Origin of the sequence: Legionella wadsworthii DSM 21896 = ATCC 33877, assembly GCF_000701265.1 — a bacterium.
GTDB classification, from domain to species: domain Bacteria; phylum Pseudomonadota; class Gammaproteobacteria; order Legionellales; family Legionellaceae; genus Legionella; species Legionella wadsworthii.
In genome coordinates this window covers 21786-40643 of the sequence record NZ_KL370761.1, presented here as the reverse complement: position 1 = coordinate 40643, position 18858 = coordinate 21786, and the positions used below count along the sequence as shown (strand labels likewise).

Here is an 18858-nt window from a genome sequence, read left to right as displayed (position 1 = left end):
ATACAGTTTAGGTTAATGCATCAAAAGGATGAGCAGAGTCAATAAATAAAGATGGAATCTTCTGACTCATCCTGATACAACTACTCACATCCCTATGTAATTTGGTCCTCCACCTCCTTCTGGTGCATGCCAAACTATATTTTGTCGCGGATCTTTTATATCACAGGTTTTACAGTGAATGCAGTTTTGCGCATTAATCTGTAGCTTAGGAACTGATTCGTCTTCGATGATTTCATACACTCCAGCAGGACAATAGCGGCCCTCAGGAAATGCATAGATTTTTAAATTGACATCAATTGCCAACTGAGGATTTTTTAATATGAGATGACACGGTTGATTTTCTTCATGATAGGTATTTGATAAAAAAACCGAAGAAAGCCTATCAAAAGTAATCACGCCATCTGGTTTGGGATAATCAATTTTTTTTGATTGGTTTGCTGGGATTAATGTGCTGTAATCCGCATGGTTCTTCAAGGTCCAGGGAGAAAATCCCCGTGTAATGTAAGTTTCAAAAGCAGCGTTAATTAAACCTGGGATGAGTCCGTATTTAAAACCGGGTCTAATATTTCGTACCTCATAGAGTTCTTTCTCTAACCAAGATTTCTTTATTTTTTCTTGGTATCCAGTTAATTCAAATTGGGTAGTGCTTTCTTGCTGAATATTTTCAAAACATGCTTCTGCTGCAAGAATACCTGATTTCATGGCAGTATGGATGCCTTTGATTTTGGGAACATTCAAAAAACCTGCTCCATCTCCAATTAAAGCGCCACCAGGGAAGGTAAGTTTTGGCAAGGATTGCCATCCGCCTTCATTGAGAGCACGTGCACCATAACTGATTCGCTCGCCTCCAGTGAGTATGGGTTGGATGAGAGGATGAGTTTTAAAACGTTGAAACTCAGAAAAAGGACTTAACCATGGATTTTTGTAATCTAAACCAACCACGAAACCAAGAGCCACTCTTTGTTTTGATAAATGATAGATGAATGAACCTCCATAAGTTGCATGATCCATAGGCCAGCCTATCGTGTGAATCACTTGACCCGGTTTGTGTTGCTCTTCTTTGACCTGCCACACTTCCTTAATGCCCAGACCATAGGTTTGCGGGTTTGCATTATCTCTTAAATGGAAGCGAGCCATTAATTGTTGGCTTAATTGGCCCCGGCATCCTTCTGCAAACAAAGTTTGTTTGGCAAGTAAATGCATGCCTGGTTGATAATTGTTTGTTTCTTGTTTATTTTTGTCGAGCCCGACGCTTCCTGTTGCAACGCCGATGACTTGGTTATGCGCATTATAAAGAACTTGCGCTGCAGCAAAGCCAGGATAGATTTCACAACCTAAAGCTTCGGCTTGTTGTGCCAGGAAGATGCAAAGCTCTCCTAAACTAATAATATAATTACCCTGATTGTGCATGGGCTTTGGTGTAGGAAGTTTATAGAAGCTTTTTTGAGTTAAAAAATAGAATATATCCTGGGATACTGCTGTATCAAGCGGCGCATCTTGCCATATATCAGGGAGTAGTTCTTTAAGACTTCTGGGTTCTAAAACAGCCCCTGAAAGAATATGCGCTCCAACTTGCGCTCCTTTTTCCAGGATACAAACTGATATTTCCTTTTGTGAGGCTAAGGCCAATTGCTTCAATTTTATTGCGGCTGATAATCCCGCCGGACCTGCACCGACGATAATCACATCAAATTCCATTGTTTCGTGTTCCACCCGCGCTCCTCACTGTAACCTTAAAAAGATAAAATAATCGCTTTTATAAGCTCTAAGATCAAGATAAATAGTGAAAATTAATCAGTGGAATGCATCCATAAAGGCAATTTTCAAAACATTATAAAACCTATCAATAGGAGTCGGAGACTGGAGTATCAGAAATCGAAGAAATAGACTAAACTGAGTGTACCTAAGTAAAAGGAGTTCGGTTTATGAAAAAAATACTTTTTTGTTTTCTTTTTGCTTATTCTATGTTGGTCTATGCGGATAATAAAATGACCATGACTGTTAATGAGAATGATCCAAATTTCGTTGTCACCTTACCTGCAAATCCAACAACAGGATTTCAGTGGTCTGTAGTACGTTTTGATAAAGATTTATTAACACTTCAAGGCAGTAGCTATGAAAGGCCGAAGACCAATCTCATAGGCGCTGGGGGGCAAATGCATTTTACTTTCGGATTGCAAAAAAAGAAAAAATATCCTGACAATACCGTTATTGTACTTAAATATGCTCGATCATGGGAACCAAATACCGCCACATTAAAAAGCGTTCAAATCAATTTCATAAAAGACGGGAAAAAATAAAAAGCAGATTATTATAAGCTCGGTTGAAATCAAGATCGCATGGATCCATTCTTTTTCATAGAATGGATCCATGCGCGAGGTATTCACCTTTTAAATTTAAAAGGTAAATACCTTGGTTCCCAAAACATATCTTCCACCACCTTTTCTAAATCGGCATCTTTATTTTTTTGTGCGAGTCCTGAGTCAATAGCACATCGTGCCACTGCAACGGCAATTTCCTTAGCAACTGTTTGTGCATCATCCAAAGAAGGGAGTAATGGTAAGTAACTTTCTTTTTTGCTGGGCGCGAACTTACATAAAGCATGTGCTGCGGCCAATATCATATCTTTGGTGAGTTTGGATGCATTCACTGCGAGTACACCTAATCCAATCCCGGGGAAAACCAAAGCATTATTACATTGTGCGATTTGGACCATTCGATTATGGAACTCAACTGCAGGAAAGGAAGTTCCTGTAGCAATTAGAGCTCTTCCCTGGCTCCACATTAATATATCTGCTGGTTTGGCTTCACATCGCTCATCTGGATTGGATAATGGAAAAATGATTGGGCGTTCGCAATGAACAGACATGGTTTCGACGATGTCCTGGGAAAAAGCGCCCGTTTGGGCCGAACATCCTATGAGAACTGTGGGTTGAACATGCCGTACCGTATCGGTAAGTGAAGGATGTTGTTTTTCATTGATGGCCCATTTCGCAATTTCATGGGGATCACGGGCATAGGTTTTTTGCGCTTCAGTCAGTTCGGAGTCCGTATTAAGTAATAACCCCTGGCGATCAATGAGCCAAAAACGTTGATGCGCTTCCTCAGGGCTAATTCCTTCGCGCACCATAGCATCTACAATTTGATCGCTGATACCAGTGCCTGCCGAACCAGCACCAAAAACAACAATGCGTTGTTCATGCAGTTTTGAACCTGTGACATCACAAGCAGCTAGTAAAGCAGCCAGGGTCACAGCTCCAGTTCCTTGGATGTCATCGTTAAAAGTGCATAATTGATCCTGGAATTTTTCTAGGATGCGACGCGCATTTCCTCTGCCAAAATCTTCCCAATGTAAAAAAGCATTAGGAAATTGTTTATGAATTTCATGAACAAAATGAGAGATGAATTCGTCATAGGCAGCCGGGTTAATACGGGGGTGACGACAACCGAGATACATGGGATCATTGAGCAAATCTTGGTTGTTAGTCCCTACATCAAGAAATATTGGTAAAGTACGGGTTGGTTCAATACCGCCACATAAACAATAGACCATAAGTTTTGCAACAGGAATATCCATCCCTCCTATTCCCTGGTCTCCAATACCTAATACACCTTCACCATCAGTGACTACAATGACGTCGATCTCAGGATTTGAACGATTTTTTAATATTTCATCAATTTGATTTTTATCAGAATGGGAGATATATAAACCCCGTGGTTGTCTATATTCATGGCTAAATCTTTTCACGGCTGTTCCTACTATTGGCGTATAAATTGTAGGTAACATTTCTCCCAGATGACGGCTTATCAATTTATAAAATAAGATTTGATTTTTATCATGTAAATTATTTAAATAAATATTTTGTTGTAATCTTGTGGTATAGCTAGAATATTGTAAATAAGCTCTTTTCACTTGTTCATCCAGCGTTTCAACACGATGGGGGAGTTTTCCCAACAGGCCAAACTCTTTTCTTTCTTCGTTAGTGAATGCAGTACCTTTATTTAATTGGGGCGTTGTGAGGAGTGGTTTACCGCAAAGAGAAGTCTCGATATATTGTTCTCCCGTTTGTGGATTACGTAGCATTTTAAAATCAAGCATAGTTATCTCATAAGTGGCGTTAGCAGTTGTGTAATGATAATATCGGTTTTTTGTAGTTTACAACAGGTTGAGTATGAATAAAACTTTGGCAGTATTCTTAGTAATTTTAGGGTTAACCTCTTGCTCAGCAAAAAATGAACACTATTATAAATCACATCCAAATGAGCTGCAGCAAGCCTTAAAGGCTTGTCCCAATCGGCAACCTCCTGGTATGACTTGCGAGCAATTGGAAGAACTTGCTAATCGCATGAACAAACTTGCTTACCAATTACAACTAAGCCCTCAAGGTTTTGGTAAGAAAATTATGGCTTTACAAGAGACCATAGTTAAAGAACAAACCCAATTAAAAAATGAAAATAATAATGCTACTTTACAAGCCAATTTAACCCAAAACAAACGAGACTTAGCGGATCATTTGGCAATAGTTAGATGGTTTGAATCACCCATGAGTTAATAGAATGAGAGTATTGATAAGTAATGATGATGGAGTTTTTGCACCAGGTATAAACCTCTTGGCAAGAGAATTATCTACTTTTGCCGATATCGAAGTAGTCGCTCCTGATAGAAACAGAAGTGGATCCAGCAATTCTTTGACTTTGTCACAACCAATAAAAGTCAAAAAATTAGAAAATGGCTTTTACAGTGTTGAGGGTACGCCCACAGATTGTGTGCATTTGGCCGTGACAGGCTTTATCGATAGCAAATTCGATATGGTAGTATCTGGAATAAATGATGGGGCAAATTTAGGGGATGATATCCTTTATTCAGGTACAGTGGCTGCTGCAATGGAAGGGCGTTATTTAGGATTGCCTGCTCTTGCCATATCCATGGTAGGCGATAACATCAAGCATTATGATACAGCGGCAATTATTGCCAAGCAATTGGCCATGAAATTAAATACCCATCGCCTGCCTTCTCAAACCATTTTCAATATTAATGTCCCTGATGTGCCTATAGAGAAAATAAAGGGACTGCAAGTAACTCGTTTAGGAACTCGGCACGGTGCCGAACCTGTTGTTAAAGATAAGGATCCTAGGGGACGGCCAATCTATTGGATTGGTTTACCTGGGGCGGAAGCAGATGCTGGTCCTGGAACCGATTTCTATGCAATAAGTGAGGGCTACGTTTCTATTACGCCCCTTCATTTAGATATGACACATTACAAAATGATGGATTCATTAGCCAATTGGCTGGAAGGGATTCATTTAGAATAAAAATAATAAGTTTTGAGGTCAAGATGATAGTTCCATTTTGCAAAAGATTTTTATGTCTTTTCTTTATGATTACCCTGGTGGGTTGTGGGAATAATTTAGCGCCAGTGACTGAGTTGAGATGGAATCCTTATTTGCGTCATCAAAAAATATATATTGTAAAGCGCGGAGATACGCTTTATTCCATCGCATTTCGCTACGATACTGATTTTAGGACACTCGCTCATTTAAATCATATTAATCCACCATATTCTTTAAGAGTGGGTCAAGTGATTAATTTGCAGGGAATAGTGCCAAGGCATAGGCAATCCAGGCAGCGTCAAATCCCAGCAAAACGATATTATGCCGCGCCTCAAATCAGGCCCTCGGTTATTTACTCACCTAGAAATCGATATGCTCGTTCGGCTTCGGGATGGTTGTGGCCTGTGAGCGGGCGTGTAGTGACTTCTTTTGTTCCTGAACAAGGGAAAAAAGGCATAAATATTGCTTGTAAAAAAGGTGAGAGGGTCATCGCTTCCTCTGATGGAGTGGTAGCCTATGCAGGAAGCGGATTAGCAGGTTATGGTAACTTGATTATTATTAAACATAATTATGCTTATTTGACTGCTTATGGGAATAACGCACGAATTATGGTCTCAGAAGGGCAGCATGTAAAAGCCGGACAAATTATTGCAGAAGCAGGAGTCATTGATCGAAAGTATACCGGTGTTCATTTTGAAATTAGAAAGTCGGGTATACCAGTCAATCCATTGAATTATTTACAAAAAGGTTGACAGATAACTTGTAGTTATAGCAACAATAGTCTTTTTATGCAGTATAATGTATTTATGGAATAATTTTCCCCAACATGACTAAAACTATAGGTGAAAAACAAATGCATGAAGACGATGAGTCAATTAAAGAACCAGAACTTAAGGATGAAGATTGGTCTGAACCTGACGATGAATCACTCTTAATTGAGGAAGACATTGATTCGCTTCTTGAAAAAGATGAAGTCGATCCAGATCCAAATCTTCCTGATTTTTCAGATGATACTGCGTTTCCTTCCTTTCGAGGCAAAAATGCATTGAAAATGATGGATGCGACACAGCTTTATCTGAGCGAAATTGGCTTTTCTCCTCTGCTCAGTGCTGAAGAAGAAGTGCATTATGCAACGCTTGCTTTAAAAGGTGATGTCACTGCACGTAAAAAAATGATCGAGTCGAACTTACGTTTGGTGGTTAAAATATCACGTCGATATCTTAATCGTGGCCTGCCTCTTCTTGATTTGATTGAAGAAGGAAATTTAGGTCTCATGAAATCAGTTGAAAAGTTTGATCCCAAAAGGGGTTTTCGATTTTCAACTTATGCGACATGGTGGATTAGACAAACCATCGAACGTGCCATCATGAATCAAACACGAACCATCCGCTTACCCATCCATGTGGTTAAAGAATTAAATGTGTACCTGAGGGCTGCAAGGCAACTGACGCAAAAACTGGATCATGAACCTTCACCTGAAGAAATTGCAGAAATGGTTGATAAGCCTTTAGAGGATGTACAAAAGCTGCTGGGTTTAAATGATAAAGTCACCTCCGTCGACACCCCAATAGGATTTGATGAAAATAAATCATTACTTGATACTATTGCCGATGAAAACAGCGTGAATCCCGCAGAGCTTTTAACGAATGAAAATCTACGCTTACATATTGAATCTCTTCTGGATAAATTGACTGAAAATCAACAACAAGTCATAGCAAGGCGATTTGGCCTGCGTGGATTTGAAAAAGCAACGCTGGAGGATGTGGGTAAAGAAATTGATTTGACTCGGGAACGAGTTCGTCAAATCCAGGTAGAAGCTTTAAAAACATTACGCGGCTTATTAGAAAAAATGGGATTAACACAAGAAGATTTATTTTGATCTTGTGATTTAAGAAAGCTAATATTTTGTAGCCTGAGTGAACCAAGATATTTGAAACAAAGTTATTTTGGTTCACTCAGGCTGTTTTTTTTATTTCGGTTAAGATAAGGAGTCGCTTATAATGAAAAAAATATTTTTATTTTTATTGATGATTTTATCCTCAGTAACCCATGCAACACAGTTAACAACTTTTGCAGCAATGGCTGATGCGATTTCAAAGGGAAATAAACTCACTCTGATCATGAATATTCAGGAATGTAGTGCGCCAAAATTACCAGCTACACCCCTTTTAGGATCAGTACAACCCAGCGCTTTTATGGTGATAGATAACAACCAAATTACTACCTCTGTCAAGCATTTCACTTTGGATCATCCGCTTTCTAGAGGCAACCCCAGTTTAGAATATCTTAAATTTGATATTCATGCAGATGGTTCTGTTTCTATAAAAAATACAGTCATGGATGCGACAAATTACCAGCCTATAGCAAGTCATCAAATTGACTGTTCTTTAAATAAAGGTTTTAAAGCTTTTAGTTAATCGAATTCTGGTTGACTGTCCCAGAATATTTAAACATCGAGCCTTCCAGCTGTGCCTCACGCGCTATAGATTATCCGCGGGGTTCAGCTAATCTGTGCACAACAGGTATTCCGGGGAATGTTGGTTACTCTCGTCCAGAATTACAGATTTTTATGGCTGTTTAAAATGGGGTTTAAGTCCTTGCCAGCAATTAGAATAATCTCTTTGGAGCTGTGGGATACGCATGGCTTGTTCCGTTATTTTCCATACATCTCTGGTTTCAAACATAAAGGCCAGGGTGTTCAAATAGCGCTCAGGTTCCAATTTTTGAGATATTGCTTTGTCGTAGCTTACATGATCAGGCCCGTGAGGGGTCATGCAATTATGGATACTGATACCCCCGGGGGAGAAACCCTCTTTTTTGGCGTCGTACTCTCCGCGGACAAGACCCATGAGTTCATTCATATAATTTCGGTGAAAATAAGGCGGCCTAAATGTATGGTCTGCAACCATCCATCTTGGCGGGAAAATCACAAAATCTAAATTCGCCAAACCGGGTGTATCACTTTCCGAGGTTAACACAGTAAAGATACTAGGATCAGGATGATCAAAACTGACCGTATTTATTGTATTGAATAAACTTAAATCATAACTATAAGGCGCATAATTACCATGCCAGGCCACAACATTTAGAGGTGAATGATTACATTTAGCCATCCATAGACTGTTTTGGTATTTGCATATTAAGGTTGCTTCAGTAACCCCTTCTTCATAGGCAGCAACAGGATATTGGAAGTGTCTCGGGTTCGCTAAACCATTTGCTCCAATAATCCCTAAAGAAGGTAGAGTGAGCGGGGCTCCGTTATTCTCACATAAATACCCTTTGGTTTGATGATCAATCAACTCCATTTTAAATTTAATTCCGCGCGGAATTACCGCTATCATGCCAGGATGCAGATTTAATTTCCCGAATTCTGTATGTAGGTTTACTTCGCCTTCATAAGGAACGAATAACATTTCGCCATCATTATTTGCAAAGTATTTGCTTTCCATGGTTCTATTGCAGTGATAAATGTATGCATTAACATAGTTGCTTCCTGCAAGATGAAATAATCCCTCCACAAAATCGAAATTTTCTTTTTTAAATAAATCGATGGGAGACCAGCGCAAAGGATTAGGGGATAACTCGGTAAGAAATGGCTTGTAAAGCTCCATTTCATATGCTTGATATGTACCCTGGACAACGGAAGGAAGTATACGATAGAGCCAACTATGCAAATTATTATGTCGGGGTCGAGTGAATGCTGTGCCGCTTAATTGCTCGGCATAAAGACCTAAGTTACAGTGTTGGGGTGAATTTTGGTCCATGGGTAATGCGCCCGGAACTGCCTCAGTTTGATGATGATTACCAAATCCATACAAATACACTGTTCCTCTCCTTAAGAGTTATTCATTGAATATTTTTGACACGCAGCAAAATAGGAATAAAGTGGTTACCCATCCAGTTCTCCAAAAGATTACTGCTTTACGGGGGTACCAAAATTTAAAAAATAAATCTGGCAGGTACTATAGAATAAAAAAGTAAAAAATGTCGAGTCCAAATGCTCGTTTCATTATTCTTTTTAACAAAAGAGCATGTATAATTTATTCAAAATTTAATAAGCTTTTGAGGTCAATTATGGCAGGACATAGTAAATGGGCAAATATTAAATTTCGCAAGGGAGTCCAAGATGCAAAACGCGGAAAAATATTTACCAAATTAATTCGTGAGATTACAGTAGCTGCCCGAATGGGAGGGGGGGATGAATCATCTAATCCTCGATTACGAGACGCAGTGAAGAAAGCGCTTAGTGCAAATATGAAGCGTGATACTATAGATAATGCCATCAAGCGCGGCGTAGGGGGACTTGAAGGTGAAGCAATGGTCGCAATGAGGTACGAAGGATACGGGCCTGGAGGAGTTGCTGTTCTCGTGGATTGTTTGTCCGATAATAAAAACCGTACTGTTTCCGAAGTGCGCCATGCATTTACTAAATGTGGGGGAAATTTAGGAACAGATGGTTCTGTGTCCTATCTTTTTAATAATCAAGGTGAAATTCTAATGGCGCCAGGCCAATCTGAGGAACAGGTGATGGAAATTGCCATAGATGCAGGTGCTGATGATGTTTCTGTGGATGAGGGGCAGATTGAAATAATTACGCCTGTTGAATCTTATCATAGCGTTTTAAATGCCCTTAACGAGGAAGGTTTTAATATTGAGCAATCTCATTTGACGATGCGTGCACAAACTTTGGTTCAAATAGATGATGAATCAGCTGAAACACTCTTAAAATTAATTGACATGTTAGAGGATTTAGATGATGTGCAAGAAGTTTATAGCAACGCCGCATTTTCTGAAAAATTATTAGAATCCATGAATTGATGAGTATCATTTTAGGGATAGATCCTGGTTCAAGGATTACTGGATATGGGCTGATTAAAGAATCAGGAAGCAAAATGGAATACATTGATAGCGGTTGCATACGCACTTCTCCTGAGGGTGAACTTAGCCATAAATTGTTGCAAATCTATAATGGAATTTGTCAATTAATGGACCATTATTCGCCCACTGAGGTGGCAATTGAACAAGTATTTATGCATGAAAATCCAAACTCAGCTTTGAAATTAGGTCATGCACGGGGTGTTGCAATGGTGGCTGCAGCATCTCATCGGGTGAAAGTGAGTGAATATTCGGCACGCGAAATCAAACAGATGGTTGTGGGTTATGGTGCTGCCGAAAAAGCTCAGGTAAGCCATATGGTCATTCATCTGCTTGCACTCAATAAAGCGCCGCAGAAAGACGCTGCGGATGCGTTGGCGATTGCAATTTGTCATAGTCATATGCGCCATAATTTATCAAATGTATTAGGTAAGCGTGGGTTGAGGAGAAGGAAGAGATGATTGGTTGGCTAAATGGACAAATTATTGATAAGCATCAACCAGGAAAATTAGTCATTAATGTGCAAGGTGTTGGTTATGATGTGGAAACCTCATTAAACACTTTTTTCCAGCTTGAGAGTCAAAGTGGTTCCATAGGACTTCACATTCATACTATAGTTCGTGAAGATGCTTTATTGTTATATGGATTTCTCGACAGGCAGGAAAGGGAATTATTTCGAGCATTAATTAAAGTCAACGGGATTGGTCCAAAACTGGCTATGTCAATTCTATCCAGTATCACGCCCAATGAGTTTATCCAATGCATACAGCAGGAAAATGCTTCTTTTCTAGTGAAACTTCCTGGTATTGGTAAAAAAACAGCAGAGCGGTTAGTGATTGAAATGCGCGATAGCATCAAGCAATTCTCTGGGGTGGCTACTGATTCCTTAAACAGATGGATTCCAGCCCTTAATGGCCAAGATGAAGCAGTTAGTGCTTTAGAAGCCCTGGGTTATAAGCCTCAAGAAGCATTAAAAGCAGTGAATAAAGTGAATGACAACATTAAAAGTTGTGAACAGCTTATTCGGGATGCATTGCAGGTTTTAGCTACCCGATAAAAATGTGGTTATTTATCTTGAATGGGCATAAAAAATCGGACAATTAAACCGGTGCCTTCTTTAGGCGTATCCAGTACTAATCTACCGCCATGTAGTTCAGCAATTTGCTGAACTATGGCTAAGCCAAGCCCACTTCCTGGACTCTTATTGCCTAAAACACGGAAAAAGCGTTCGAAAACACGTGATTGTAACTCTGCGGGAATACCAGGTCCATTATCACTGACTTCAAACATTATTTCATGCTGTATTTCTGTTAACCGTACGATGATTCTTCCATGCTCATTACAATATCTGATCGAGTTATCTACTAGATTACGAATTAATATTCCTAAAGCCGTTGAATTTCCAAAAACTGTCAGATTTTCTACATCGCTCTCAAATTCAAGATCAATTTGCTTTTCCACAGCGGCAGGTGCGAGCATAGCAAGTATTTCACGAGTTAATCTGCTCAAATTTACTTCATCTTTTTCTTCCATATGAGCAGCCTCTGGTACCAGTCGGCTCATTGTAAGTAATTGTTGTACGATATGAGTGCTGCGATTCACACTCGCAATAAGTTTTTGTAACGCTTGATTTTTTTCTTCAATATCATTGGAATGTAACGCAACCTGGGCTTGAGTTTTTAAGGCTGCAAGTGGTGTTCGAAGTTCATGCGCTGCATCAGCCGCAAAGCGCTTTTCTCGTTCAAATCCCTCTTTGAGCCTGAAAAACAACTTATTCAATTCATCAATGACGGGTTTAATTTCTTCTGGGACTTCATGTAAGTCTACGGGTTCAAGGTGACTTGGGGCGCGGTTTGCTACCTCCTCAGCTACTTTATCAAGGCTATCTAATCCTCGTCCAATAATGATCCAGATGAGTAATCCCGATAAAGGAAAGGTTAAAAGCATAATATAGAGGTCATCTTGAGCGATTCGATGACCTAATTCATTACGGGTATCATATCGTTCCGCTAAAACGGTGCGTATACCTGCTTTATCATTATATGTAGTAAACACTCGCCAATCTTGAGTCGATATTTTTTTATCACTAAAGCCGTCTACTTCTGAAGTTAAAGGAATTTTGGGAGCAGAAGAAGAGTGTAATAACAATTTTCCACCATTTGTCCAAACCTGGAAATTAAATTTATCAAGGTAATTTTCAGGGGGCTCTTCATTTAAAAACCTTTTTTGATAGTAGGTATCAATTTTTTGGGGAATGGTTTCAAGCGCTTCTTGAATTTTCGATAGAGGCCGTTGATGAAGATCATCGCCTAATAAAGCTTGATAAGAAAGTGCAGAAACGGCCATGAGACTATCTAAATGATCTTGAATGTCCTTTTGATCTAAATAATAGTTACCTATAGCCGTTAAGGTAGTTGTTATCGTAATGGCTAACAACAAATTAATTAAAAGAAACTTTCTTATAGAAGATTTCACGATACAGCAATACCATCATTTTTTTCTGCCATGTATCCTACACCTCTAATGGTTCGAATAAAATTGGCGTTAAGTTTTTTCCGAAGATTATGAATATGTACTTCCAACGCGTTGCTGTCGACATCCTCTTCCCAGCCATAGATGCTTTGCATGAGTTGCTCGCGTGACAACACTTGACCGCTATTTTCTAAGAGTTTCTGCAGAAGTGCAAATTCTCTACGCGGAACGTTGACCAAGACATCATCTACAAACACAGAATGAGCCGCTGGATCAAGGGTAATATTTCTATATTGTAATACAGCATCTGCCCGTCCTTGTGAACGTCTTACCAAAGCTCTTATTCGTGCACTGAGTTCATTTAGATCAAAAGGTTTTACCAAGTAGTCATCTGCGCCACTGTCTAAACCTTTTACTCTATCTTCAATGGATTCGCGGGCTGTTAAAATAAGAACTGGAGTGGGATTGCCATCATTGCGTATACTTTGTAATAAAGCAAGACCGGATAACTTAGGAAGCCCTAAATCCAGAATAATAAGTTCAAAAGATTCAGATTTTAAAGCGGCGCGGGCAGCTTCACCATCTTTAAGCCAGTCTACAATATAACCAAACTGGGTTAGACCGGTTTTTACCGCATCGCCAAGTAATTCGTCGTCTTCAACAAGCAATAGTCTCATTCTTGCTCCTATTGTTTTTCGAGGCCAGTTTCATCCATGTGTTTCGTTAAATAAAAAGCTTGGATTAAAACAAAAAGCAGAGTAAAACCAACCCCGCCAAATAGCTTAAAGTTAACCCAGGCATCCGTATTAAAGTTATAGGCAACATAAATATTTACAGCGCCCATAACCATGAAAAACAAAACCCAAGCCAGATTTAGCCGATGCCAAATCTTTCCAGGCAAAGTCACATTGGCTTCCATCATTTTTTGAATTAATGGTTTACTGCCAATATAACCGGAGCTAAAAAAGACCAGGGCAGAAAGCCAATAAATACCTGTGGGCTTCCACTTGATAAACCAAGGATTGTGGAAAAATAAAGTTGCTCCGCCTAAAACCATAATTATGGCGAGGCTGATTAAATGCATTTTCTCATAATGTTGAAATTTTAAGCGGTAAAAGGCAACTTGACTTACAGAGGCTATCATAGCAACAGCCGTAGCTGTATAAATACCGAAAAACTTGTAAACTATAAAAAATAAAACTATAGGAAAAAAATCAAATAGTAATTTCATATATATTAATACTATAAAATAAGTTATTTAGAGTATAACACAAGTTTTTGTGCTCTCCTCCTTGCTTTATAGTAGAAATGAAAAATAATTGTTAATAATGAGGCATGATGTACCATTGAAAGGCTTTTGGATTTTATAATAAACAAGGTCGGAAAGTTAATAACATTGTCTTATTTTGGCTTCAAATCATATATTAACCTACAGTTATTTTTTGACCACTGAATAAGGGATCATTCCGCTTAAGCCCAGGATTCAATTCAATGAGGCGTTCAACCTTGATTTGATATTGTTGGGCTATCACACTAAGGCTATCGCCTTTTTTCACAATATATTCTACGGGTGGTTTAACTTTTTTCCAGATCACCAGCTGTTGTCCAACTTGTAAAGGCTGATTGTCTGCTAATTTATTCCATACTTGTATGTCATGAATGTTGACCCCATACGTTTTAATAATTTTTTCCACTGTATCATTGGCCTGGACGATATGGATGACGCGATGGTTTCCTATGATTGGAATGTGATGGGTTGCCCGCGCGTTGGGTGAGGTGGGAACCTTGGGTTCTTTCGCTTCTACGATTGGTGTGTTTCTCGTACTGGGAATTAAAATAGATTGATTCGGTTCGATGCGCTGGGTGGTCAGTTGGTTGATTTGTTTAATTAAATTTACTGTTGTATGGTATCTAATCGCGATATTTTCCAAATTGTCCCCGGGTTTTACTGTATATTTTTCCCAGCTAACCCTCTTGTCTTCTGGGAGACTGGCTAAATTTAGAATAAACTGGCGAACTTTTTCAGCCGGGATAAGCAATTTAATTGGTTTATCAGGCGCTGTAGTCCAACGATTAAATCCGGGATTTAATTTGATTAAATCTCTGTAACTAATCCCTGCCATTTTTGCAGCATGGCTTAAATCGATTGGACTACCAATGTTCACTTCCTCGAAATACGGCAGATAGGGTATATCTGGCATCTTTATTTGATAATGGTCTGGATTTTTGATGATTTCAGCTAAGGCAAGTAAACGTGGGACATATGTTTGAGTTTCTTTGGGTACAAACAATTCCCAAAAAGTTATCGATCGCTTACCGCTGGCTTTCATTGCTCTATCTATCGTTCCTGCTCCTGCGTCATAAGCTGCTATGGCAAGAATCCAACTGCCATTGAAAAATTTATTAAGATAAAGAAGATAATTTAATGCTGCATCAGTGGAGGAGCTAATGCTGCGTCGCGCATCAAACCACCAATCCTGTTTTAAACCTAAATCGGTACCCGTTCGGGGCATTAACTGCCATAACCCTGCCGCTCCCGCACCTGAATAGGCAAAAGGGTTATATGCACTTTCAATCATGGGTAATAAAGCCAATTCGCCTGGTAGTTTTCTTTGTTTAATTTCCCGAACTATGTGGTAAATATAAGGTTCGGATTGAAGGCATGCCTTATTTAAAAATCCTGGATGAGCGACTAACCAGCGAATTTGTTCCTGTACTTCAGGACGTTCTGTTTCGTGTTTTAAAGCAAACTCCCCCCGTAAGACATCCCATACGGTAGGACTATGATTGGCTAATGCATCCTGAGTAATACCAAAATAAATGAATAAAAAGAATAAAAAAACATTTATTTTGCAACTCTTAAATTTCAAGGGAATTACCTATGGATATAGTTGGCTAATGAGTTTACTAAAATTAGGATGGGGTTTAAACCCTCAACTAATTCTATTCACCCATCAGCAATTTATTTGATTTTCCCATATTCATTATTTAAATGAATTTTTTTGTTCTCTTAAAACCCTAAATACCTCAAGTGAATGATTTGAAATAGCGCCATGAGCCATTGCATATTTTTGTACATCGGGTTTATCAGTACGTAGAAAGGGATTAATGGATAATTCTGTTTCCATAGTAGAGGGAAGGGTGCAGACGTCATTTTTTATTTTGTCCAAGTATTTTTGGATACTTAAGTTATGCGGTTCCACTGATTGGGCAAAGCGTAAATTTTGATAGGTGTATTCGTGAGCACAATAAATATTTGTTGGAGAAGGCAATGTTTTGAACAACTGCAGAGATTGATGCAGTTGTTCCATTGTACCGTCAAAAACTCGTCCACATCCTGCAGAAAATAGAGTGTCCCCGCAAAATAATAGCTCTTGTGCCGGTTCGTAGTAACTTATATGGGAAGATGTATGCCCTGGATTAAATAATATATTAAAAAATCGATTCCCGACTTGAATTGTTTCATGTTCTTGTACTGGATGAGTTACATACGGGATGCGTGGATCTTTTGGCCCGTACACGATAACTGGGTTGAAGTGTTTGAGCAATTGACTGACTCCACCAATATGATCCTGATGATGGTGAGTTAATAAAATGGATCGTAAAATGAGCTGGTCTGTTTGTGCAAATTGAATAACGGGTGCAGCATCACCAGGATCGACACAATCGAATTGACCTGTATCTTTGTCAACTATTGCCCATATATAATTATCAGTAAAAGCGGGAATGGGATGTATGCTCATCAATAAGCCTCAATCATGTAGGTGGATCCACCCGGGTTAAAATACTTCTTAAGTATATTCAGAACAGTTTTCAATTCTTCGGCAAGGATAAATGGTGGATTAATAATCCATAATCCACATCCCGACATACCCTCAGTTTGTGTCGATGTGAGGGTAAATTCAATATGTAAGGTATTTTTTGCCTGGATTTCTTTCATATTCCTATTGAGTCTTTCCGTTAATTTTTTATTGACTAAGGGGTACCATAGACAAAATACTCCTGTAGCAAAACGGGAGTAAGCCTGTTTCAAAGCAAGAGGGATTTCTTTATATTCATCCTTAATTTCAAAAGATGGATCAATAAAGATTAACCCTCTTTTTTCGGGAGGGGGGAGTAGTGATTTCATTGCTAAAAGACCGTCAGTGTTACTAAAATGCACCTTCTTATTCAAACGGTTCATCTGGCATAGCGCTTCGTATTCCCTAGGATGAAGTTCACAAAAATACATGCGATCTTGTTCTCGCAATCCGTTGATTACAAAAGATGGTGATCCGGGATAGTATTTTAAATGTCCAGACGGATTGAGCTGGTTTATCCCTTTAAAATAATCATGAAAAACAGAGGGAAGTGAATTTCTGTCAGACCAAATTAATTGAACGCCTTGTTGGTACTCCTTTGTTTTTTCAGCTTGTTTGTTTTTTAAGTCATAAATACCCTTTCCTGAATGGGTTTCTAGATAAAATATAGGTTTGTCTTTAATCGTTAAATAATTTAAAAGGCGAGTTAAAGTGATGTGTTTGATTGTATCTGCAAAATTTCCTGCATGATATCCGTGTTGGTAACTGAGCATGTATTTTCCAAAAGCATTTTTATAAACTCTCTACTATACTCTTTTTAAGAGAGAGTATAAAAGGGGAAAGCTATGGATCTTCACGAAGATTTTGATGACCAATCATTCTCTGATTATAATTATGACGATGATATTGATTCTTCCGCCCATCGGAAAAACGTTCGCCGCTTGCTTGAGGAAAAGCTAGAGCGCAAACGATTAAAAGAAGAATTTAAGGATGATTTTGATGAATTAAGCGGAGATTTTGATTGGGATGTTTTAGACAAATAATGCCTCGGATAGTAGGTTTGTTTGCATGAAAACAGACCTGCTTAATGACCTGTATTCCGCGCTGTAGGGTAATACTTAATCCTATTTCCCTAAAGTTGCAGCCATTAATGTATTTTCCAAAAGAGTTACTATGGTCATTGGCCCCACGCCTCCAGGTACGGGCGTAATCCATGATACTTTTTTTACCGCTTTCTCGAAATCTATATCTCCCCTAATGCTTCCATTGGCCAATCGGTGAATCCCCACATCAATAAGGATTTGATTTTGATTAAGCCACTCACAATTTATAACATCCATTTTTCCTGTCGCTATAATAACAATTTCGGCTATTTGGACTAATTTTTCCAATTGTTGCGTGAATTTATGCGCTATAGTGACGGTTGCCCCGGCAAGAAGTAATTCTAAACTCAGGGGTCGTCCAACAATATTGGAAGCTCCAATAACAAGCGCATGTTTTCTTTTGACCTCAAGCTGATAATGCTTGAGCAAATTAATGATTCCAAGAGGGGTGCATGGACGTAATAAAGGGTTTCTTTGCGCGAGGCGTCCCAAATTATAAGGGTGAAAACCATCTACATCCTTGTCAGGTTTGATGTGCTCAATAATCATGTGTTCGTTGATGTGCTTCGGTAATGGGAGTTGAATGAGAATCCCATCAATGTCATCGGAATCATTTAATTTATTGATGAGGGTAATTAATTCTTCTTGCGTGGTTTCTTCTGGTAAGTCAAACGAATGAGAGGTGATGCCAACTTCGGCACAAGCTTTACGCTTATTGGCTACGTAAACTGCCGAAGCAGAATCATTACCGATGAGAACAACAGCAAGCCCAGGGGCGCGGTTTTTCTTTTTTACGTACTCTTGGACTCGTTGTTTTAATTCTTCCCGACGAAGAGAGGCGACCACTTTTCCATCAATCAATGATGCTGACATAGATAACCAGAAAAAATCAAAGGTACAATTATGAATTAGAGGTTAGGGTAATGCAATAGAATAAAAAGAAACATCATACTTAAAAGTTTTTCACTTGAAAGTAATTCAATGATGTTCCTACTGAGTTTGCTTTAGCTGCTTGCTGAGATAATTATAGGCTAAAGCAACAAGATAGCTACTGATAAAAGTCCCGACAAGAGCGCTTACCCCGGTGAGCAGACACTGAACAAAAGTGAGTTCATAATTAAAATATATTGTTCCCATTATTCCATTAAAAGGTTTTCCTTTATTAAAAATCAAAACCATCAAACTCGAAAAAAATGCTGAAAGTCCTGCCAAAGCGCCTAGGGTTACTGCCAGTGATATGGGATCAATTTTGCCAAATTTCATAATATCAGTCCTAA

21 protein-coding genes are annotated in these 18858 nt (G+C 38.9%); 10 read left to right on the top strand and 11 right to left on the bottom strand.

The window, feature by feature from the left end:
• Positions 1-84 precede the first annotated feature (84 nt).
• Entirely contained in the window at positions 85-1713 is a 1629-nt protein-coding gene (locus BU07_RS0114650; protein ID WP_031567326.1) for a 4Fe-4S dicluster domain-containing protein, read from the bottom strand.
• Between the two features lie 212 nt (positions 1714-1925).
• On the opposite strand from BU07_RS0114650, the gene BU07_RS0114645 reads away from it, so the two are divergent.
• Positions 1926-2300, top strand: a complete 375-nt coding sequence (locus BU07_RS0114645; protein ID WP_031567324.1) for a protease inhibitor I42 family protein — start codon at positions 1926-1928, stop codon at positions 2298-2300.
• A gap of 83 nt (positions 2301-2383) precedes the next feature.
• Here BU07_RS0114645 and BU07_RS0114640 read toward each other — a convergent pair whose 3' ends face one another.
• Positions 2384-4099, bottom strand: a complete 1716-nt coding sequence (locus BU07_RS0114640; protein ID WP_031567323.1) for an NAD-dependent malic enzyme — start codon at positions 4097-4099, stop codon at positions 2384-2386.
• A 73-nt stretch (positions 4100-4172) separates the two neighbouring features.
• On the opposite strand from BU07_RS0114640, the gene BU07_RS0114635 reads away from it, so the two are divergent.
• The 5 genes from BU07_RS0114635 to BU07_RS0114615 all read left to right on the top strand — a co-directional run bounded on the left by BU07_RS0114635 (position 4173) and on the right by BU07_RS0114615 (position 7748).
• Positions 4173-4553: a hypothetical protein gene (locus BU07_RS0114635; RefSeq protein ID WP_031567321.1), complete on the top strand. Its 381-nt coding sequence runs from the start codon at positions 4173-4175 to the stop codon at positions 4551-4553.
• 4 nt (positions 4554-4557) lie between these two features.
• Entirely contained in the window at positions 4558-5313 is a 756-nt protein-coding gene (surE, locus tag BU07_RS0114630) for a 5'/3'-nucleotidase SurE (protein WP_031567319.1), read from the top strand.
• A 23-nt stretch (positions 5314-5336) separates the two neighbouring features.
• Positions 5337-6083 carry a peptidoglycan DD-metalloendopeptidase family protein gene (locus BU07_RS0114625; RefSeq protein WP_031567317.1) on the top strand — a complete coding sequence of 249 codons (747 nt, stop codon included), beginning with the start codon at positions 5337-5339 and terminating at the stop codon, positions 6081-6083.
• A 101-nt stretch (positions 6084-6184) separates the two neighbouring features.
• Positions 6185-7210, top strand: coding sequence for an RNA polymerase sigma factor RpoS (gene rpoS, locus BU07_RS0114620; protein WP_031567316.1), 1026 nt, complete (start codon positions 6185-6187; stop codon positions 7208-7210).
• A 121-nt stretch (positions 7211-7331) separates the two neighbouring features.
• Positions 7332-7748: a VirK family protein gene (locus BU07_RS0114615; protein ID WP_031567312.1), complete on the top strand. Its 417-nt coding sequence runs from the start codon at positions 7332-7334 to the stop codon at positions 7746-7748.
• Between the two features lie 150 nt (positions 7749-7898).
• Here BU07_RS0114615 and hmgA read toward each other — a convergent pair whose 3' ends face one another.
• A complete protein-coding gene (gene hmgA / locus BU07_RS0114610) occupies positions 7899-9155 on the bottom strand; it encodes a homogentisate 1,2-dioxygenase (RefSeq protein WP_031567310.1) in 1257 nt (418 codons plus the stop codon).
• Positions 9156-9405: 250 nt separating this feature from the next.
• On the opposite strand from hmgA, the gene BU07_RS0114605 reads away from it, so the two are divergent.
• The 3 genes from BU07_RS0114605 to ruvA are packed head-to-tail and all read left to right on the top strand — an operon-like array spanning position 9406 to position 11263.
• Positions 9406-10149 carry a YebC/PmpR family DNA-binding transcriptional regulator gene (locus tag BU07_RS0114605; protein WP_031567307.1) on the top strand — a complete coding sequence of 248 codons (744 nt, stop codon included), beginning with the start codon at positions 9406-9408 and terminating at the stop codon, positions 10147-10149.
• Positions 10149-10667, top strand: a complete 519-nt coding sequence (gene ruvC, locus BU07_RS0114600) for a crossover junction endodeoxyribonuclease RuvC (RefSeq protein WP_031567305.1) — start codon at positions 10149-10151, stop codon at positions 10665-10667. The genes BU07_RS0114605 and ruvC overlap by 1 nt, the downstream gene beginning before the upstream one ends.
• Positions 10664-11263 (top strand): Holliday junction branch migration protein RuvA, encoded by a 600-nt coding sequence (gene ruvA / locus BU07_RS0114595; protein ID WP_031567304.1) that lies wholly within the window; start codon positions 10664-10666, stop codon positions 11261-11263. The genes ruvC and ruvA overlap by 4 nt, the downstream gene beginning before the upstream one ends.
• Before the next feature lie 8 nt (positions 11264-11271).
• Here ruvA and BU07_RS0114590 read toward each other — a convergent pair whose 3' ends face one another.
• The 6 genes from BU07_RS0114590 to BU07_RS0114565 form a co-directional block, all read right to left on the bottom strand.
• Positions 11272-12681 (bottom strand): ATP-binding protein, encoded by a 1410-nt coding sequence (locus BU07_RS0114590; protein WP_031567302.1) that lies wholly within the window; start codon positions 12679-12681, stop codon positions 11272-11274.
• Positions 12678-13355: a response regulator gene (locus BU07_RS0114585; RefSeq protein WP_031567300.1), complete on the bottom strand. Its 678-nt coding sequence runs from the start codon at positions 13353-13355 to the stop codon at positions 12678-12680. The genes BU07_RS0114590 and BU07_RS0114585 overlap by 4 nt, the downstream gene beginning before the upstream one ends.
• Positions 13356-13363: 8 nt before the next feature.
• Positions 13364-13909, bottom strand: a complete 546-nt coding sequence (locus tag BU07_RS0114580) for a septation protein A (RefSeq protein ID WP_031567298.1) — start codon at positions 13907-13909, stop codon at positions 13364-13366.
• Positions 13910-14102: 193 nt separating this feature from the next.
• A complete protein-coding gene (locus tag BU07_RS0114575; RefSeq protein ID WP_031567296.1) occupies positions 14103-15548 on the bottom strand; it encodes a lytic transglycosylase in 1446 nt (481 codons plus the stop codon).
• Positions 15549-15662: 114 nt separating this feature from the next.
• Positions 15663-16421 (bottom strand): hydroxyacylglutathione hydrolase, encoded by a 759-nt coding sequence (gene gloB, locus BU07_RS0114570; RefSeq protein ID WP_031567294.1) that lies wholly within the window; start codon positions 16419-16421, stop codon positions 15663-15665.
• Positions 16421-17251, bottom strand: a complete 831-nt coding sequence (locus BU07_RS0114565; RefSeq protein WP_031567293.1) for a 23S rRNA (adenine(2030)-N(6))-methyltransferase RlmJ — start codon at positions 17249-17251, stop codon at positions 16421-16423. Before BU07_RS0114565 ends, gloB begins: the two co-directional genes overlap by 1 nt.
• A 72-nt stretch (positions 17252-17323) precedes the next feature.
• Here BU07_RS0114565 and BU07_RS0114560 point away from each other — a divergent pair, with 72 nt between their 5' ends.
• On the top strand, positions 17324-17521 hold the full coding sequence (locus BU07_RS0114560) for a PA3496 family putative envelope integrity protein (RefSeq protein ID WP_031567291.1): 198 nt from the start codon (positions 17324-17326) through the stop codon (positions 17519-17521).
• 81 nt (positions 17522-17602) lie between these two features.
• Here the strand turns inward: BU07_RS0114560 and folD are convergent, their stop codons facing one another.
• Together folD and BU07_RS0114550 are read right to left on the bottom strand one after the other, a co-directional pair.
• Positions 17603-18454, bottom strand: coding sequence for a bifunctional methylenetetrahydrofolate dehydrogenase/methenyltetrahydrofolate cyclohydrolase FolD (gene folD, locus BU07_RS0114555; RefSeq protein WP_031567289.1), 852 nt, complete (start codon positions 18452-18454; stop codon positions 17603-17605).
• A gap of 117 nt (positions 18455-18571) precedes the next feature.
• A complete protein-coding gene (locus BU07_RS0114550) occupies positions 18572-18844 on the bottom strand; it encodes a hypothetical protein (RefSeq protein ID WP_031567287.1) in 273 nt (90 codons plus the stop codon).
• Positions 18845-18858 lie beyond the last annotated feature (14 nt).

Excerpts from the sequence above, each read along its gene's own strand:
- BU07_RS0114645 (WP_031567324.1), top strand. The coding sequence starts at position 1,926 with ATGAAAAAAATACTTTTTTGTTTTCTTTTTGCTTATTCTATGTTGGTC.
- BU07_RS0114640 (WP_031567323.1), bottom strand. The coding sequence starts at position 4,099 with ATGCTTGATTTTAAAATGCTACGTAATCCACAAACGGGAGAACAATAT.
- BU07_RS0114635 (WP_031567321.1), top strand. The coding sequence starts at position 4,173 with ATGAATAAAACTTTGGCAGTATTCTTAGTAATTTTAGGGTTAACCTCT.
- surE (WP_031567319.1), top strand. The coding sequence starts at position 4,558 with ATGAGAGTATTGATAAGTAATGATGATGGAGTTTTTGCACCAGGTATA.
- BU07_RS0114625 (WP_031567317.1), top strand. The coding sequence starts at position 5,337 with ATGATAGTTCCATTTTGCAAAAGATTTTTATGTCTTTTCTTTATGATT.
- rpoS (WP_031567316.1), top strand. The coding sequence starts at position 6,185 with ATGCATGAAGACGATGAGTCAATTAAAGAACCAGAACTTAAGGATGAA.
- BU07_RS0114615 (WP_031567312.1), top strand. The coding sequence starts at position 7,332 with ATGAAAAAAATATTTTTATTTTTATTGATGATTTTATCCTCAGTAACC.
- BU07_RS0114605 (WP_031567307.1), top strand. The coding sequence starts at position 9,406 with ATGGCAGGACATAGTAAATGGGCAAATATTAAATTTCGCAAGGGAGTC.
- ruvC (WP_031567305.1), top strand. The coding sequence starts at position 10,149 with ATGAGTATCATTTTAGGGATAGATCCTGGTTCAAGGATTACTGGATAT.
- ruvA (WP_031567304.1), top strand. The coding sequence starts at position 10,664 with ATGATTGGTTGGCTAAATGGACAAATTATTGATAAGCATCAACCAGGA.
- BU07_RS0114585 (WP_031567300.1), bottom strand. The coding sequence starts at position 13,355 with ATGAGACTATTGCTTGTTGAAGACGACGAATTACTTGGCGATGCGGTA.
- BU07_RS0114580 (WP_031567298.1), bottom strand. The coding sequence starts at position 13,909 with ATGAAATTACTATTTGATTTTTTTCCTATAGTTTTATTTTTTATAGTT.
- gloB (WP_031567294.1), bottom strand. The coding sequence starts at position 16,421 with ATGAGCATACATCCCATTCCCGCTTTTACTGATAATTATATATGGGCA.
- BU07_RS0114565 (WP_031567293.1), bottom strand. The coding sequence starts at position 17,251 with ATGCTCAGTTACCAACACGGATATCATGCAGGAAATTTTGCAGATACA.
- BU07_RS0114560 (WP_031567291.1), top strand. The coding sequence starts at position 17,324 with ATGGATCTTCACGAAGATTTTGATGACCAATCATTCTCTGATTATAAT.
- folD (WP_031567289.1), bottom strand. The coding sequence starts at position 18,454 with ATGTCAGCATCATTGATTGATGGAAAAGTGGTCGCCTCTCTTCGTCGG.
- BU07_RS0114550 (WP_031567287.1), bottom strand. The coding sequence starts at position 18,844 with ATGAAATTTGGCAAAATTGATCCCATATCACTGGCAGTAACCCTAGGC.